The organism is Vreelandella salicampi, from assembly GCF_013415105.1.
Classification (GTDB): Bacteria; Pseudomonadota; Gammaproteobacteria; order Pseudomonadales; family Halomonadaceae; genus Vreelandella; species Vreelandella salicampi.
The window spans coordinates 142,895-160,167 of record NZ_JACCDF010000008.1 but is presented as its reverse complement, the minus strand read 5'-3'; the positions used below and the strand labels follow the sequence as shown (position 1 = coordinate 160,167).

The 17,273-nt window shown below is 59.4% G+C and carries 17 protein-coding genes; 8 read left to right on the top strand and 9 right to left on the bottom strand.

The features are described from left to right. Positions 1 to 18: 18 nt before the first annotated feature. Positions 19 to 468, bottom strand: a complete 450-nt coding sequence (gene folK / locus HZS81_RS10635; RefSeq protein ID WP_179930533.1) for a 2-amino-4-hydroxy-6-hydroxymethyldihydropteridine diphosphokinase — start codon at positions 466 to 468, stop codon at positions 19 to 21. Positions 469 to 653: 185 nt separating this feature from the next. Between folK and HZS81_RS10630 the strand changes: the two genes are divergently transcribed. Beyond that, positions 654 to 1,424 (top strand): SDR family oxidoreductase, encoded by a 771-nt coding sequence (locus HZS81_RS10630; protein ID WP_179930532.1) that lies wholly within the window; start codon positions 654 to 656, stop codon positions 1,422 to 1,424. Between the two features lie 88 nt (positions 1,425 to 1,512). Here the strand turns inward: HZS81_RS10630 and ybiO are convergent, their stop codons facing one another. The 6 genes from ybiO to serA form a co-directional block, all read right to left on the bottom strand. Further along, positions 1,513 to 3,837: a mechanosensitive channel protein gene (gene ybiO / locus HZS81_RS10625; protein WP_179930531.1), complete on the bottom strand. Its 2,325-nt coding sequence runs from the start codon at positions 3,835 to 3,837 to the stop codon at positions 1,513 to 1,515. Between the two features lie 208 nt (positions 3,838 to 4,045). Then, a complete protein-coding gene (locus HZS81_RS10620; RefSeq protein WP_179930530.1) occupies positions 4,046 to 4,474 on the bottom strand; it encodes a YqaA family protein in 429 nt (142 codons plus the stop codon). A 6-nt stretch (positions 4,475 to 4,480) separates the two neighbouring features. Then, entirely contained in the window at positions 4,481 to 5,302 is an 822-nt protein-coding gene (locus HZS81_RS10615) for an IclR family transcriptional regulator domain-containing protein (protein ID WP_179930529.1), read from the bottom strand. Between the two features lie 109 nt (positions 5,303 to 5,411). Next, complete coding sequence (locus HZS81_RS10610) at positions 5,412 to 6,203, bottom strand: enoyl-CoA hydratase (RefSeq protein ID WP_179930528.1); 792 nt, start codon at positions 6,201 to 6,203, stop codon at positions 5,412 to 5,414. A 31-nt stretch (positions 6,204 to 6,234) separates the two neighbouring features. After that, positions 6,235 to 7,200, bottom strand: coding sequence for an oxygen-dependent tRNA uridine(34) hydroxylase TrhO (trhO, locus tag HZS81_RS10605; RefSeq protein WP_179930527.1), 966 nt, complete (start codon positions 7,198 to 7,200; stop codon positions 6,235 to 6,237). A gap of 118 nt (positions 7,201 to 7,318) precedes the next feature. Continuing rightward, positions 7,319 to 8,563 carry a phosphoglycerate dehydrogenase gene (serA, locus tag HZS81_RS10600; RefSeq protein ID WP_179930526.1) on the bottom strand — a complete coding sequence of 415 codons (1,245 nt, stop codon included), beginning with the start codon at positions 8,561 to 8,563 and terminating at the stop codon, positions 7,319 to 7,321. A gap of 270 nt (positions 8,564 to 8,833) precedes the next feature. Between serA and HZS81_RS10595 the strand changes: the two genes are divergently transcribed. The 5 genes from HZS81_RS10595 to HZS81_RS10575 all read left to right on the top strand — a co-directional run bounded on the left by HZS81_RS10595 (position 8,834) and on the right by HZS81_RS10575 (position 13,529). Continuing rightward, entirely contained in the window at positions 8,834 to 9,112 is a 279-nt protein-coding gene (locus HZS81_RS10595) for an exodeoxyribonuclease VII small subunit (RefSeq protein WP_179930525.1), read from the top strand. Continuing rightward, a complete protein-coding gene (ispA, locus tag HZS81_RS10590; protein ID WP_179930524.1) occupies positions 9,106 to 9,999 on the top strand; it encodes a (2E,6E)-farnesyl diphosphate synthase in 894 nt (297 codons plus the stop codon). The genes HZS81_RS10595 and ispA overlap by 7 nt, the downstream gene beginning before the upstream one ends. A 21-nt stretch (positions 10,000 to 10,020) precedes the next feature. Next, on the top strand, positions 10,021 to 11,958 hold the full coding sequence (gene dxs, locus HZS81_RS10585; RefSeq protein WP_179930523.1) for a 1-deoxy-D-xylulose-5-phosphate synthase: 1,938 nt from the start codon (positions 10,021 to 10,023) through the stop codon (positions 11,956 to 11,958). A 96-nt stretch (positions 11,959 to 12,054) separates the two neighbouring features. Further along, positions 12,055 to 12,813, top strand: a complete 759-nt coding sequence (djlA, locus tag HZS81_RS10580; protein WP_179930522.1) for a co-chaperone DjlA — start codon at positions 12,055 to 12,057, stop codon at positions 12,811 to 12,813. A gap of 92 nt (positions 12,814 to 12,905) precedes the next feature. Next, positions 12,906 to 13,529: a glutathione S-transferase family protein gene (locus HZS81_RS10575; protein WP_179930521.1), complete on the top strand. Its 624-nt coding sequence runs from the start codon at positions 12,906 to 12,908 to the stop codon at positions 13,527 to 13,529. 55 nt (positions 13,530 to 13,584) lie between these two features. Here the strand turns inward: HZS81_RS10575 and trhA are convergent, their stop codons facing one another. After that, entirely contained in the window at positions 13,585 to 14,271 is a 687-nt protein-coding gene (gene trhA, locus HZS81_RS10570; RefSeq protein ID WP_179930520.1) for a PAQR family membrane homeostasis protein TrhA, read from the bottom strand. A gap of 35 nt (positions 14,272 to 14,306) precedes the next feature. Further along, on the bottom strand, positions 14,307 to 14,942 hold the full coding sequence (gene ribA, locus HZS81_RS10565; RefSeq protein WP_179930519.1) for a GTP cyclohydrolase II: 636 nt from the start codon (positions 14,940 to 14,942) through the stop codon (positions 14,307 to 14,309). 215 nt (positions 14,943 to 15,157) lie between these two features. Here ribA and hemE point away from each other — a divergent pair, with 215 nt between their 5' ends. Together hemE and speE are read left to right on the top strand one after the other, a co-directional pair. Continuing rightward, entirely contained in the window at positions 15,158 to 16,240 is a 1,083-nt protein-coding gene (gene hemE / locus HZS81_RS10560) for a uroporphyrinogen decarboxylase (RefSeq protein WP_194249347.1), read from the top strand. Next, on the top strand, positions 16,237 to 17,097 hold the full coding sequence (gene speE / locus HZS81_RS10555) for a polyamine aminopropyltransferase (protein ID WP_179930518.1): 861 nt from the start codon (positions 16,237 to 16,239) through the stop codon (positions 17,095 to 17,097). Before hemE ends, speE begins: the two co-directional genes overlap by 4 nt. Positions 17,098 to 17,273: the final 176 nt, after the last annotated feature.

Below are 17,273 nucleotides of genomic sequence, written 5' to 3'. Positions count from 1 at the left end.
CCTCACCAACATCAAGTGTCAACACCCATCGCTCAGCGTGCGGCCGCTTTCGGCTAGCAGCTCATCGACCGGTTCGCGCACGTAGGCGTGCTGGTAGTAGCCATCGTCGATTACTTCGCCATCCCAGGCGACGATATCCAAATCCATCGTCCGAGGGCCGGATTTAATCGGCCCGCGCTCACGGCCTAGCCGGTCCTCCACGCGCTTAAGATACGCTTTGAAGTCCGCCCGGGTGAGCGATGTGGCCACTAGCACCGCGCTATTGAGAAAATCCGGCTGCGCCTGATAGCCCACCGGCGTGGTGAGAATGGGCGTGGTGTGGGCGATCAGCTCGCACTCTCGGTTAAGAATCTCGATCACCTGCGCGTAGTGATGTTCGGGGTCGATGTTCGAGCCCACCGAAATCACGCACTCGTGCCGCGGCGGCGTAGCCATTGAGGTGGGAGACGTCGCTGAAGCGTGAGGCATAAAAACATCCTTGGCATGGCCGGGTGGTATGGTTGGATTACTAGCCTAGCGCTTCCTCTTTTTTGTGCAAGCCCTGTTTGTGAAAGTGCTGTACAACTTATTGACAACGGCCATCCTGCCGCAGAGAGTAGCGGTTTCTACGATAAAACCATCGTGATAAAGACATTTGCCATGAGGACACTGACATGAGCGCAAACGCTGCACTGGTAACCGGGGGCGCTACACGCCTAGGCCGCCACTTTGCCGAAGCGCTGGCGGACGCCGGCTACGATATCGCCCTGCACGTGAACAGCTCGCGCCATGAGGCCGACGAGGTCGCTCAAGGCATTCGTGACAAAGGCCGCGCGTGCGAGGTCTTCGCCTGCAACTTTTTAAGCGATGCCCCCGAAGACGATCTTGGCACGTTGATAAGAAACGTTAAAACACGCTTTACCGGCTTGAGTTTGCTGGTTAACAGCGCCTCGGCGTACGAGCCCGCGAAGCTTGCCGACACGGATTTGGGCATGCTGGAAACGCAGTTTCGCGTCAATATGTTCACCCCGCTGTTGCTCACGCGCCACTTTGCCGAGGCCGTCGAAGAGGGCTGCGTGGTCAACATCATCGATAACAAAATCGCTTACCACCAGTACCCCTATGCAGCGTATTTATTATCTAAAAAGAGTCTGGCCGAGATGACCCGCATGGCGGCCTTGGAGTTTGCCCCGCGTATCCGCATCAACGGCATCGCCCCCGGGGTGGTGCTGCCCGCTTCGCAGCGCACCAGCGACTATATTCAGTGGCGCATCGACGGTATTCCCGCCAAGCGCCAAGGCGACCCGGAGCATCTCGTGGCCGCGCTTCACTATTTGCTGGAGAACCCCTTTGTGGCCGGGCAGATTTTGTTTGTCGATGGCGGCGAATCGATCAACGTGGAGGGGCGCCACTCGGAGAACTATCTCTCAAGCTCACACGCTTAACTCCCCAATAAACGCCAAAACAAACCGCGCATCAAACAAAACGGGCCACCCCATTGGGCGGCCCGTTTTGCGTACCGAACGTGGCGATTTAGGACACGTCATCGTCGGTGGGTTTGGTGTGATCATCCTCGGCGGAGGTTTGCACACCGTGCTCCGGATCGTCGTGGCTGATCGCTTGGGAGGTCGTGCGATCACCCTGGGCCTGAAGCACCCGCACATTCGCCGCCGGTGAGTTGCCTTCTTTGTCCTCGCCGAAGTAGAGCGTGGTATGCGGAAACGGAATCTCGATGCCGGCCTCATCGAAGCGCAGTTTCACCAAGCGGTTGTAGGCGCGGCCCACGGCCCACTGGTCGCCCGGCGTGGACTTGATCACCACGCGGATATTCACCGAGCTATCTGCCAGCGCCGTGACACCGGCGACGGTTAGTTCATCCAGCAGCTTGTGACCGTGCTCTTCACTGGCTTTCAAGTCTTCAAAGGCCAGTTTAAGCTGATCCACGGCGTCATCGATGCTCTCGCGGTAGGCGATGCCGTACTCACCCACGTGGTTGCCGTATTCGCGCATGTAGTTGGACACGGTGTCCACGCTCGAGAACGGAATCAAGTGGAAGGTGCCAGAGAGATCGCGGATCCCCACCGAACGAATGCTCAGCTTCTCGGCGGTGCCGGTAATGCCGCCCACCGTGACCACATCGCCGGTATTCATGGCGTTTTCCACCTGAATAAAGATCCCGGTGATGACATCCTGCACCAGCTTCTGGGCACCAAAACCAATGGCCAAACCGAGCACACCGGCACCGGCGATCAGCGGACCGATGTTGATGCCGATTTCGGACAAAACGATCATGCCGGTGATGGTCACCATGGCAATCGCTAGTGCGTTACGGAACAGGCTCAGCAGGGTTTTGGCACGGGCGGACGGTTCACCGTAGCCCGTTTCCGGGTTGAGCTTGTGCTCAATCAGGCTAGCCAGCCCCAGCCACGCGCCCAGCGCGAAAATCAAAATCACCGCGACGCTGGTGAGATTCCCGACTAGGTTGGCGCCACTCTCAGAGGCGTACCAGGTCGCCAGATCAAAGGCGCCCCAGGCATCGAGCACCACCATGATCACCGCGATGCCGATCACTGTGCGTAGAATCCGCAGGGCGTTGGGGACATAGCTATTTAGGCGCTTTTCCAACAGCGGTAGCTTGCGACGCATATCCGCCGAAAGCTGAATTCGCCGTCCAATGGTCTGCGTGAGAAATGACGAGGCCAAAAGCCCTATCACAACCGCTACCAGCGTTTTCAGTGTGGCAAACATCACAAAGGGCAGCGCATCACCCGGACGCGTCAGTGTCAGAACAAACACCACCAAAAAGTAGAGCAGCGCAAACAAGTGCCAACTGCGAGCAAAGAGCTGTAGCGACACGCGGCTAGCGGTAAAGCTGGCGTTGGCGGACATTACGGTTAAGTTGTCGCGCAGGCGCACGCGGTTTTTCAAAATCACCGCCACGGCATAAATGAACGCGGCCACCATGACCAAGGTGCCCAGCGCTTGGCCGAGGGCGGGCGCCACGTAGAAGTTCACCAGCGGCACGACCACCATCAATCCGTAGCCGACCATGCCGACAAGGCGCGCCAACCAGCGGTTCCAGTAGGAGGCCTCGGTCGCAGAAATCGGCAGCAACCGCAGCCCTTCGTAGTGCGAAGAAAACAGCATCCGCACCGCGGCTTTGATCAGCTCAATCATCAGGAAGGCGTTGAGAAATAGCGACGCGCGGGTGGAAAGATCGCCGCTCTCGCCCACCGCAAAAGTGGCAATGAGGTTACCACCGACATAAGCAAAGGCGACGATCAGGACATCGACCAACGCGGCCACGGCCACGCACACAATCAACCGCAGTACCGGCGTTAAACCGGTGCCGTTTTGCGACCAGAGGCTAATCTTGCCAAATAGCGGTTTGCACAGCCGGCGAAACAGCATAAAAAGCACAAAGGTGGCCAGAACCACCAGCCCCAAGTTAATCGCCGCCGTCGTGAACGCCGACAGTTCAAACGTGCTGGCGCCAGCGCCGCTGAACAGTTCGCTGACAATAGCCACCGATTGCTCTAACTGCCCGCCGACATCACTCACCACCCGGCTGGTGAGCTGGGCTAGCTGGCGCGGCAGCGAGACGTCTTCGGCTACCATATCGCTGCCTTCCGCAGCGGCTTCAGCCTCGCTTGAGACATCAGCCGCTTGGCTTCGCAGCAAGTCGATCAACTCCTGACGCGACTGCTCATTTTCCAGCAAGTCGGCCAGGTTCGTTAAAGAGACTTCACTACCATTGCCCGCTTCACTAGCGGTTTGTGCCATTGCCGGCGTCACCATCAGCGCTAAGAGCGCGAATAGCCAAACGCTAAGCCAAGGCAAGAATCGTAATCGCGTCACACCTGTATCTCCCTATTGCTACCTGTTTTTACGTCTGGGGGTTAAGACGGTTTTTTTAAGAACGAGTTTTAAGACCTGGTTTTTAAAATCGAGCTTTAAAAACCGTTATAACTAAATTATTAAGTCGAGCTTCAAATATGAGCATTGAGAAGCTAATAGCGCGATAGCCTAACACGCTGTTTTGCGATATTCGCGCCCTTAACGAGCGCTAGCATAGCGGCAACAGCCATGTTTGTGCCAAAACCAGCACCAGGGCGTAGCGCGTGCCCTTCGCCAGCAAAATCCATAAAAGTGCGCGCCACCACGGCAGGCGAAACACGCCGGCCAGCACGGTGAGTGGGTCGCCAATTACCGGCACCCAAGAGAGCAGCAGGCTGTATTCGCCCAGGCGGTGATACCAACGCTCGGCACGGGCGAGCCCTTGTTTTGAGGCGGGAAACCAACGGCGGTCTTGAAAATGGCGAGCGTAACGCCCAAGCCCCACGTTGACTAAACTGCCCAATGTATTGCCCAACGTAGCCACCACCCACAGCGCGAGCGCGGGCTCGTTCAGGCACCACTGCCGCGCCAGCCACACTTCCGAGCCGCCGGGCAGGAGCGTGGCGCTCGCGAGCGCAATAAAAAACAGGCTAACCAAGAGCTACTACGCTGGCACGTGGCCGCCCAGCTGCGCGGTAATTTCCGCCGCCGTGGCCTGCACCAAACCGCCGAGCTCCTGTAGCCGCGCTTCGGGAATCCGCGCCATGGGGCCGGAAACCGAAATCGCCGCCAAGGGGCTGCCGTGCTCGTCGTAAATGCAGGCAGCCACACAGTGCAGGCCAATGGCATGCTCTTCGCGGTCGCAGGCAAAGCCAACGGCGCGAATGCGGGCCATCTCATCTTGCAACGAGGCGGGGTTGGCGAGGGTGTTGTCGGTGACTCGAACCAGCTCGTGCCCTTCGAGCAGCTGCGCACGCTCATCGGCGGGCATCCACGCCAGTAGCGCTTTACCCACGCCGGAGGCGTGCAGCGGCGCCCGCGAGCCTAAACGGGTGATCATGCGCATCATCTGGGGGGATTCGTGCTGGGCGAGAAACACCGCCGTGGCACCGTCGCGAATGCCGAGGTTGGCGGTTTCACCGGTGGCTTGGGTTAAGCGGCGCAGAAACGGTCGGCTGGTGGCGACAAAATCCCGCGCTTCGAGAAAACTATTGCCGATGCGGAAGGTTTTGACATCGATGCGCCACAGCCCCTGCTCGTTCTCCTGGGTGATAAACCCCTGGCTTTGCAGGGCTTGCAGCAGCCGGTGGGTGGTAGAAGGCGCAAGTTCCGCCATTTCCGCCACCTCGGAGAGCGACAGCCCGCGCGGGCTTTGCGAAAGGAATTCTAATAGCGTCAACCCGCGTACCAACGATTGACTATGGCCACCGCTTGCTTTGGCGGCACTTGCTGGCCGCCCGGCGACTCTGCGCTTAACCTCACTCACCCTGGTTTCTCCTAACGGCGCAAAAGGCGCCAGGATAACCCGCTTTAACGCCGACTGTCGCGTTTACGGAAACGCTTTCCAACAAAAGGCACAAGTGATATGAGCTGCTTTAGCAGTGCTTCCACTCGGGCGGGCGCTTCTCAATAAACGCATCGATCCCTTCGGCGACATCGTCGGCGAGCATATTGCAGGCCATGGTTTCACCGGCGAAGGCGTAGGCTTCATCGAGCGGCATGGCGAGCTGGCGGGCAAACATGGCCTTGCCGGTTCGCACCGCCACTGCGCTTTTAGCACGAATACTGTCGGTGAGCGCGGCAAGTGCCTCATCCACGTTATCGTCCTCGGCGACACGGTTGACCAGGCCCCACTCGGCGGCGGTGTTGGCGTTGATAAACTCGCCGGTCATCAGCATTTCCATCGCCCGCTTGCGCGGCACGTTGCGCGACAGCGCCACCGCCGGCGTCGAGCAGAAAAGCCCCACGTTGATGCCGGACACGGCAAAGCGCGCACTTTTAGCCGCTACGGCTAAATCGCAGCTCGCGACTAATTGGCAGCCCGCAGCGGTCGCGATGCCTTGCACCTTGGCAATCACCGGCACGGGCAGCTCGACGATGGATTTCATCACCTCGCCGCAGCGGGTAAAGAGCGCTTGGTAGTAGGCCTTATCGGGGTTGGCGCGCATCTGTTTTAAGTCGTGCCCGGCGCAAAAGGCTTTACCTTCGGCGGCGAGCACCACGCAGCGCACGCTGTCGTCGGTTTTGATCTCATTGAGCGCGCTTTGCAGCGCACCGAGCATGGCTTCCGAAAGCGCGTTGAAGCTTTTGGGGGCGTTGAGCGTCAAGGTTACGACGCCTTGGTTATCGTCGCGTGTTAGCAGCGTATCCGCGGTTGTTTGCGTCATTATCATTGTTCTCCTATCGCTTATTGTTCTTCTATCGCTTGGTATCGCGCGGGTCGCGCCCAAGCGGGTGCGGCTTGCCGCGCGCGATGGCCAACTCAATCTGGCGCTGGCGTTCGCGCGCCGCGGCGCGGGTCTTCTCCGGCAGCGAATCGATGCAGTGCGGGCAACTGATGCCCGGCTCGTAATCCGGCGAGCGCATGTCCTCGGCGGAAATCGGTCGGCGACAGGCGTGGCATTGCTCAAATTCGCCTTCGCTTAAATCGTGGCGCACGGTGACGCGGTTATCAAACACAAAGCATTCGCCACGCCATAATGACTGTTCTTCAGGGACTTTTTCCAGGTAGTTCAGCACGCCGCCTTTCAGGTGGTACACCTCGTCAAAACCCTCTTTTAGCATAAAGCTGGAGGCTTTTTCGCAGCGAATGCCGCCGGTACAAAACATGGCAACTTTTTTGTGCCGGGTAGGATCGTAATGCTCGCGCACGTAGTCGGGGAATTCGCGGAAGGTCGCTGTTTTGGGGTCAATTGCGCCTTCGAAGCTGCCGATATCGACCTCGTAATCGTTGCGGGTATCGATCACCAGCACTTCCGGGTCGGAGATGACGTCGTTCCACTGCTCGGGCTCGACGTAGGTGCCGACCGTATCGTTGGGGTCGATCCCCGGCACGCCAAGCGTCACGATCTCTTTTTTGAGTTTGACCTTGGTGCGGTAAAACGGCATCTCGTCGCAGTACGATTCTTTATAGTGCGCCGCGTTATGGGGAATATCGCTCAAGCGTGGGTCGGCGGTGAGCCAGGCAAGCAGCGCCTCCACTCCCTCGCGGGTGCCCGCGACGGTGCCGTTAATGCCTTCTTTAGCCAGTAGCAGCGTGCCTTTGACGCCGTTATCCAGCATGGTTTGGCGCAGTGGCTCGCGCAGCGCTTCAAAATCATCCAACGTGACAAATTTGTACATCGCCGCGACCACAATGGGCGGCGTTTCGGTAGGGTGTGGCATGTAAAACTCCTGGTTGTCGCCCCCGTAAAGGGCGGACCATTAACAACGACGCCCCACATCAGTGGGGCGTCAGGTATGACAGCGAAAGTCACTCAGCGTTTAGTCATTTTGGACCAAGCTAGCTGTTTTGCGCCGAATAGAGCGCGCGAATTTTCAGCGTGTGCGAGACTTCCTTCAACGCTTCTAGCGCCTGCGGGCCGTAGGCTTTGTCCACGTCGATCACCACGTAGCCGACTTTTTCGTTGGTCTGCAGATACTGACCGGAAATATTGATGCCGTTCTCCGACAGCACGCGGTTGATCTCGGAGAGCACGCCCGGCACGTTGTCGTGAATATGCAGCAGGCGGTGTTTGTCCGGGTGAGCGGGCAGTGCCACTTCGGGGAAGTTAACCGAGGTCACGGTGGTGCCGTTGTCAGAGTAAGTGATTAGCTTCTCGGAGACCTCGACGCCGATATTCTCCTGCGCTTCCAAAGTCGAGCCACCAATGTGCGGGGTCAAAATCACGTTGGCCAAGCCGCGCAGTGGGCTTTCAAACTCTTCTTCGTTGCTCTTCGGCTCGACTGGGAAAACGTCAATCGCCGCGCCGTTGAGCTTGCCAGCTTTTAGCGCTTCGGCCAACGGTTCGATCTCGACCACGCTACCGCGCGAGGCGTTGATGAAAATCGCGCCGGGTTTCATCGCCGCGATCTCTTTCTCGCCGATCATCCAGCGAGTCGAGGGTAAATCCGGCACGTGCAGGCTGACCACATCGGAACGGCTCAGAAGCTCTTCGAGGCTGCCGACCTGGGAGGCGTTGCCCATGCCCAGCTTGGCGATGACATCGTAATAAATGACGTTAAAACCGAGCGACTCCGAGAGTACCGAAAGCTGCGCGCCGATACTGCCGTAACCCACGATACCCAGCGTCTTGCCGCGCGCTTCGTGAGAATTTTTCGCCGATTTCAGCCAGCCACCTTCATGGGCGCGGGCGGTCTTTTCGGGAATACCGCGCAGCAGCATGATCGCTTCGGCCAGCACCAATTCGGCCACCGAGCGGGTGTTAGAGTACGGCGCGTTAAAGACCGCAATACCGCGTTTGAGGGCAGCATCCAGATCGACCTGGTTGGTCCCGATACAAAAACAGCCAACGCCAACGAGCTTCTCTGCCGCCGCAAACACGCGCTCGGTGAGCTGCGTGCGCGAACGAAGGCCGATGAAATGAACGTCGCGGATCTTCTCGATCAACGTTTCTTCATCTAGCGATGTCGGCAGGTGCTCAATGTTCTCGTAACCTGCGTTATGAAAATTGTCCACCGCGCTTTGGTGGACGCCCTCGAGTAGCAGGATCTTGATCTTGCTCTTGTCCAGGGACGTTTTAGCCATGGCTGAATCAACCTCATTAGTCGGCGCTTGCGCCGTGTATCGGTTCACGAAAGGCCCGTATATTAGCACAGCCACGGCGCTCGCGCGGGGCGGCGCAGATGAAAAGTCTACGCGCTCAGCATGAACGCGATGCATCCACCTAAGCGTTTAACGACATTCGTCCAAACGCGGGCAGACGCGCCGGGGGGTGGTCGGTGTATACTGAGCGGCCATTTTCCATGACACTGGTCTTAAACAAACGTGAGCTTTGAGAGACGGCAGGCATCGGCGATGAGTGATACGACACCTTCCTCCCCGCAGGATTTTGCGGCTACGGTGGAGCAGCTAGAAGCGCTCGTTGAGCGGTTGGAATCGGGCGCGCTGTCGCTTGAGGATTCGCTCACGGCGTTTGAACAGGGCGTGCGACTTACCCGCGAGGCACAAAACCGCTTGGATAACGCCGAGCTGAAAGTGCGCGCGCTAAGCGAAGATGGCGACGGCCGGCTGGCGGTGACGCCGTTTAACGCGCCGGACGATGACGCCTCCGGTGAGGAGAACCCGCCATGGTAGCCACCCAGGTGCCCGTTTTGGAAACCCTGCGCCACGCGAGCAATGCCCGCGTCGATGCCATGCTTTCCGCGCTGTTCGAGGCGCGTCCGGCCACCGCCCCGCGGTTAGAGGCGGCCATGCGCCACGGTCTACTGGTCGGTGGCAAGCGCTTGCGTCCGCTTCTGGTTTACCTCGCGGGCCGCGCCCTGGGCGCCGATGACGAGGCGCTGGATGCCCCGGCGGCCGCCATTGAGCTGATCCACGCCTACTCGCTGATTCACGATGACCTGCCGGCGATGGACGACGACGACCTGCGCCGCGGCCAGCCCACCGTCCACATCGCCTATGACGAAGCCACCGCGATTCTTGCTGGCGATGCGCTGCAGACGCTGGCGTTTGAGGTGTTGGCCAGCACGCCCCACCCGCGCTTAGGTAGCCTTGTGCGCACGCTGGCCACCGCCTCCGGTCGCGATGGTATGGTGGCTGGCCAAGCGCTGGATTTAGACGCCGTGGGTGGCCACCCGGAGGTTGACGCCCTCGCGCACATGCACGCGCACAAGACCGGCGCGCTGATCGAAGCCGCCGTGCGCTTAGGCGGCTTGATCGCCGTGGCTGAAACGGACCCGCGCCTAGAGGCGCTATCTCGCTACGCGCGCACGATTGGCCTCGCCTTTCAAATTCACGACGACGTATTGGATGTCACTGGCGATACGGCAACGCTGGGTAAAGCCTCCGGCGCGGATGCGGCCCGGGAAAAGCCCACTTACCCCAGTTTGCTCGGGCTTGAGGGCGCGCAGCGTAAAGCCCGGACCCTAATCGACGAGGCCATCGCTGCGCTAGCCCCGCTGGGCGAGAACGCCGCGCCGCTAGCCGATTTAGCCCATTACATGATCAAGCGCGACCATTAGCGATCTGATAAACGAGTGCCCATGAAGCTGTTCGACGAGATTCCCCGCGAGCGCCCGGCCACGCCGATGCTCGACTCTTTTGATCATCCCGCAGCACTGCGGGCCATGAACGCGGCGCAACTTGCGCAGCTCGCCGATGAACTACGCGCCTATTTGCTGTACAGCGTCGGCGTCTCCGGCGGCCACTTTGGCGCCGGTTTAGGTGTGGTGGAGCTTTCCGTGGCGCTGCACCACGTCTTTCACACCCCGCAAGACCGTCTGGTATGGGACGTGGGCCATCAGGCCTACCCGCACAAGGTGCTGACCGGGCGGCGCGAAGCGATGCTCAGCATTCGCCAGCACGGCGGGCTCGCGGCGTTCCCGCGCCGCGCCGAATCCGAGTACGACACCTTCGGCGTGGGCCATTCGAGCACCTCGATTTCCGCCGCGCTCGGCATGGCGCTCGCCGCTCGCGCCCAGGGCGAAAACCGCCGCGTGTGCGCCATTATTGGCGACGGCGCGCTCAGCGCGGGCATGGCGTTCGAGGCGCTGGCCCACGCCGGGCATGTCGACGCCAACATGCTGGTGGTGCTCAACGACAATGAGATGTCGATCTCCGAAAACGTTGGCGGCATGGCGACCTACTTAGCACGGGTGCTGTCCAGCAAGCCGTATCTCAAGATGCGCGAAGAGAGCAAAAAGGTACTCTCGCACCTGCCCGGTGCTTTGGAGCTGGCGCGGCGCACCGAAGAGCACATGAAAGGCATGGTCAGCCCCGCTACCTTGTTCGAGGAGATGGGCTTTCACTACGTCGGCCCTATCGATGGTCACGACCTGGACTCGCTCACTCAGGCGTTGACCCACCTAAGCGAGCTTGACGGCCCGCAGTTTCTGCATATCAAAACGGTAAAAGGCAAAGGCTTCCTCCCTGCCGAGGCCGACCAAATTGGCTACCACGCGATTACCAAGCTGGAAAAACTCGAGGACGCCCAACCGGCACCACTAGCCAAGTCGACCGCCGACAAGAAACCGCAGGCTAAGAAAGCGCCGGCAAAGAAAAAGTACTGCAATGTCTTCGGCGACTGGCTGTGCGATATGGCCGCCGTGGATAGCCGCCTGATGGGGATTACCCCGGCAATGCGCGAGGGCTCCGACCTGGTGCGTTTCTCTCAGGAATACCCCGAACGCTATTTCGACGTGGCGATTGCCGAGCAGCACGCGGTGACGCTCGCCGCCGGCATGGCCTGCGAAAACATGAAGCCGGTGGTGGCGATCTACTCGACCTTTTTACAGCGTGGCTATGATCAATTGATTCACGACGTCGCGGTGCAAGAGCTCGACGTGACGTTTGCCATCGACCGCGCGGGGCTGGTGGGCGAAGACGGCCCCACCCATCACGGCAGCATGGACCTTTCGTATCTACGCTGTGTACCCGGCATGGTGATTTTAGCACCGGCGGATGAAGCTGAGTGCCGCGCGATGCTGAGTGCGGCCTACCATCACCCCGGCCCCGCAGCGGTACGTTACCCACGCGGAACCGGCCCGGGCGCCGAGATTCCCGCGCACCTTGAGCCAATCCCCATCGGCCAGGCCGACATCCGCCGCAGCGCCCAGGGCGTCGAGGGCATTCGCATCGCGCTACTCGCCTTTGGCAGCCTAAACGGCCCCGCCGCCGAGGTCGCCGAGTGCTTAAACGCCACGCATATCAATATGCGCTCGATCAAACCGCTCGACCGCGACGCGGTACTCCACGCCGCCGATGAGCACGAGCTATTAGTCACGCTGGAAGAAAACGTGATTGCTGGCGGCGCCGGCAGCGCGGTCAACGAACTACTGGCCGCCGAAGGCGTTCAAATAGAAGTGTTAAACCTGGGCTTGCCGGATGCCTTCGTTGAACATGGCACTCCGGCGGAGCTTCTGCGCGACTGTGGGCTGGATGCCGAGGGGATTGAGCGTGCCATCCGCGCCCGGCTGCCGTAACCTGAGATGTTGTCAAATACGATTCACCGACGCTAGCGATTTCAACGCGTGATCGTTGCAAAACTGACCAAGCTTTAAGGACTTATAGAGACTGCCATGTTATTTCTGATTATTGTGTTTGCGCTGATCGGCCTTGCCATTGGCGGCCCACTTGGCTTGCTGATTGGCGGCGGCCTGGGCTGGTGGCTAGGACGACGCCTCAAACGCCGTCTGAATGTTGCGCGACAACGCCTTCAAGAGGGCTTTCTCGACTCCATTTTTTCGGTGATGGGCTGCCTATGCCAAGCCGACGGCAAAGTGACCGACGGCGAGCTGGGCATTGCCGAGAAGTTATTCGACCAGATGCGCCTGCAAGGTGAACAGCGCGAGCGGGCACGCGCGGCGTTTGAGCGCGGCCGCGCTGACGACTTCGACCTAGACGCCGAGCTTGCCAGCGTGAACCGCCTTACCCGCCACCAGCCCGTCATGCGCCAGGTGTTCCTGCAGGTTCAGCTATCAGCGATTGCCGCCGATGGTGTGCTGCACGACAGCGAGCACGAGATGATGCTTCGCGTGGCCCGGGGCGTGGGCTGCAGCGAGACCGAAGTGCAACAAATCGAAGCGATGCTGCACGGTGCGGCGGCCAACTCCCAAGGCGCCAGCGAAGAAGCGCTTAAAGACGCCTACCAGGTGCTCGGCGTCTCGGAAGACGCCAGCGACGCCGACATCAAAAAGGCCTATCGCCGCCTGATGAGCCAGAACCACCCGGACAAACTGGCGGGCAAAGGGCTCCCCGAAAGCATGCGCGACGTGGCGCAGGCGCGCACCAGCGAAATCGCCAACGCCTATGAGCGGATTTGTAAAGCGCGGGAATAGCCCCGCGTGACAGGCAGTAAGGAAGCCGCTAGATTGAGGGTTTGCTACGCTTTTAGCCGACACCCTTTCAAGACCCCCTTGCAGGAGGCACCATGATCACGCTTTACAGCTACCCCAACTCCCGCTCGCTACGCGCCACTTGGACGCTCGAGGAGCTCGGTGTCGAATACCGTTGCCGGCACGTCGCGTTAGATAAAGGTGAGGGGCAGACACCCGAACACTTGGCGCGCCACCCCGACGGCAAGGTGCCAGTGCTGGAGGACGGCGAGTTCACGCTGTTCGAGTCGGTGCCCATTTGCCGTTACCTGGCTGAGAAGTATGGTGATGGCGCGCTATTACCCCACGACCTCTCCGCCCGCGCGCAGGTCGATCAATGGCTTAGCTTTATCGTCACCGAACTGGAGCAGCCACTGTGGGCTCAGGCCAAGCACCAATTTGCGCTTCCCCAGGAGAAACGCATTCCGGCCGTTTTACCGACCTGTGCCTGGGAGTTTCAGCGCGCGTTGAAAGCGCTGGAGCGGTGCTTTCACGGTCGGGAAAACCTGGTCGGCGACACCTTCACACTGGCTGATCTGTTTCTCACCCACACGCTCACTTGGGCGGCGAGCATGAAACACCGCCTGCCAGAGCCGCTTACCATTTACCGCGAGCGTCATGCCAAGCGCCCGGCGATGGCCAAAGCCATGGATCGTGAAAAATCCGCTGCGGAACACTAAAACATCGCTGAACGCTGAAACATCGCTGAACGCTTAGGTGGTCGCCGCCAAACGCTTAAGTCACCGCTGTGTGGGGCAATACGGTGTTATAAATAGCAAAGTAGTGGCAGACGCTGCCGGCGATCACAAACAGATGCCAAATCGCGTGGTTGAAAGGGATAGCGCGCACGGCGTAGAAGATAACCCCCAGCGTGTAGAAGGCTCCCCCAACGGCCAGCAGGACAATGCCGGTCGACGATAAACTGGCGGCCATTTTGTCGGCGGCCAGCACGATCATCCAGCCCATGAGCAGATAGATCACCACGCGTAATACCGCGAAACGCTCGGGCCAAAGCAGTTTACCGCTAATGCCCATCAGCGCCAGCCCCCACACGGCGGCAAACAACACCCACCCCGTGGTGCTGCGCATATTAACGAGCAGAAAGGGGGTGTATGTCCCGGCGATGAGTAGGTAAATCGAGCAGTGATCAAGTAACTTAAAATGCCGCTTCCAGCGCTGGAGAGGCCCGCTGTGATACAGCGTCGAGGCGGTATAAAGCAGTACCAGCGTCGTGCCGTATAGGCTTAGACCAACTATCTTCCACGGGTCAACATGATTCGCTAAGCTCGCGACTACCAAGAGTACCGCCATTCCCACCAGGCTAAGCACGGCACCGATACCGTGGCTAATACTGTTTAGGCGCTCTTCAAGAACACTGAATTCGCACGGTACTTCACCCAGTTCTTCACGTTCGATCTTCATCGCAGGGCACTCCTCATCTAACGCCCCTCGCAATATCACTCCTTACGCTCAATATCCACATCGCTGGCTTGGGTGAAATCGCCTAGTACCATCATATGGCCGAGTTTACCGGCTTTGGTGGTGAGGTACTGCTCGTTATGCGGGTTCAAGCCGGTGGTGATCGGCAAACGCTCGACCACATTAACGCCGTCGCGGGTTAAGGCATCGACCTTGCGCGGGTTGTTGGTCATCAGCTTGAGCGCGGTAACACCCAAATGGTCCAGCATCGGCACGCATAGGTCGTAACGGCGCATATCGGCGCCAAAGCCCAACCGCTCGTTGGCCTCGACCGTATCGGCGCCTTGATCTTGTAAATGGTAGGCGCGGATTTTGTTTAAAAGGCCAATGCCTCGGCCTTCCTGGCGGAGATAAAGCAGCACGCCCCGTCCTTCAGCCGCAATGCGCTTAAGCGCCTCCTGTAACTGATAGCCGCAGTCACAGCGCATGGAAAACAAAGCATCGCCGGTTAGGCACTCGGAGTGAACACGCCCCAGCACCGGCGGCTCACCGGCAACATCGCCTAGCGTCAAGGCAATATGGTCTTTGCCCGTCGCCTCGTCTTCGAAGCCGTGCATGGTAAACGTAGCCCAAGGGGTGGGCAGCTGGGAAGCGGCAATAAAGCGAATGGTCACAGGTTACCTCGGTGATCAGCACACCCGTACATGAAAAGCGTGTTAACAAAATGGACGCTTATTTTAGCAGGAACCGACAGCAATTGCCGCGCTGAACGCCTAATACGATGAGCGCTTGGCGTATCATCCGGCCGCCCTGCTGCCCTATAATCGACGCCACTGTTTATTTTTTTCGCGTTTCTCTTTCTAGGCCCCACGACTTCAAGAGCCCTATTATGTCTCAAGCGTTACAAAACGACCGTTTTCTCCGTGCGCTGGCCCGCCAGCCCGTCGACCGCACCCCCGTGTGGATGATGCGCCAGGCCGGCCGCTACCTGCCGGAGTACCGCGCTAGCCGCGCCGATGCGGGCAGTTTTATGGACCTGTGCCGCAACCAAGACCTAGCCTGTGAGGTCACCATGCAGCCGCTTGAGCGCTACCCGCTGGATGCGGCGATCCTATTCTCGGACATCCTCACAATTCCCGATGCGATGGATTTAGGGCTCTACTTCGTCACCGGCGAGGGGCCGAAATTCAAAAAAACCGTGCGCACACCGGAAGAAGTCGACGCGCTGAAAGTGCCCGATGCTGAGCGCGATCTGGACTATGTCATGAACGCGGTCTCAACCATTCGCCGCGAACTCAACGGCCGCGTGCCGCTGATCGGCTTCTCCGGAAGCCCCTGGACACTCGCCACCTACATGGTGGAAGGCAGCTCCAGCAAAGACTTCCGCCACGTGAAAACCATGCTTTACGATACGCCGGAAGCCATGCACCAGCTGCTCGATAAGCTGGCCTACGCGGTAACCGACTACCTGAACGCTCAGATCCGCGCAGGCGCCCAGGCGGTGCAGATTTTCGACACCTGGGGCGGGGCGCTCTCAACGCCGGCCTACTTGGAGTTTTCGTTACGCTATATGGAGCAAATTGCCGCCGGCCTGATTCGCGAGCACGACGGTCGTCGCGTGCCGGTGATTATGTTCACCAAAAACGGTGGCCAGTGGCTTGAGCATATCGCCTGTGCGGGCGCAGACGGCGTGGGGCTAGACTGGTCAACGGAGCTCTCCGATGCGCGCGCTCGCGTGGGGCATAAGGTGGCGCTACAGGGCAACCTTGACCCCAACGTACTGTTTGCTCGCCCGTCAGCGATTCGCGCCGAAGTCGCACGGATTTTGGAGAGCTACGGCCCCGGCCCCGGCCATGTGTTCAACCTTGGCCACGGCATTAACCAGTTCACCAACCCCGATCACGTCACCGCCTTTATGGATGCGCTGCATGATCTCAGCCCGCAGTATCATCGGGAGATCGCGACACAATGAACCCGTTACCGAATGACGCATGGTTTACCGAAGTCTTCGACAGCCATGCCAGTGCCTTTTCGCTAAAAGTGAGCGAAAAGCTACTCGACGTGCAAAGCCCTTATCAGCACCTCGAAGTATACGCCACCGAAACCTACGGCAACCTGATGGTGCTCGATGGCTGCGTGATGCTGACCGACCGCGATAATTTCCTCTACCACGAGATGATCGCCCACCCGGCGCTGTTTACTCACCAAGACCCCAAGCGCGTGGTGATCATTGGCGGCGGCGACTGCGGCACCTTAAAAGAGGTGCTACGCCACCCGGGTGTTGAACACGTCACGCAGATCGATATCGATGAAGAAGTCACCAAAGCCGCCGAGCGCTTCTTCCCGTCGCTGGTAGAGTCAAATGACGACCCCCGCGCCGAGCTGCTGTTTGCCGATGGCGTCAAGTGGGTCGACGATGCGCCCGGTGAGAGCATCGACGTGCTAATCATCGACTCCACTGATCCCGTCGGCCCCGCCGAAGGGCTGTTTAAAACCGACTTTCTAAAACGTTGCCACCGCATCTTGAAAAACGGCGGCGTGATGGTGCAGCAAAGTGAGTCGCCGCTTTATCACAGCGGCTCGATCATCCGTGAGCTGCGCCACGATATGCGCGAAGCAGGCTTTAATAGCGTGGCCACGCTGCCCTTCCCTCAGCCGGTTTACCCCTCCGGCTGGTGGAGTGTGACGCTGGCGGGTAAAGAAACCGATGTGAACCACTTTCGCGAAGATGCCGCTGCGGATCACGACATGCCGCTGCAGTACTACACACGTGATGCCCATCGCGGCGCGCTCGTGTTACCGCCCTTTATGCGCAACGCCCTCGCCTAATAAGTCCAGCGGCGCGCTGCACGCACACGCACCAATAAAGTGCAGCGCTTAGCCACCCGATGCACGTTTTGCAACAATACCTACGTGCAACATCGCTGACTTTACGTTGAAAACCGCTGAATTCGCCGGCGTATCTTCTTTGGCACATTCCTTGCTAGTTTTTAGTGTCATGCATC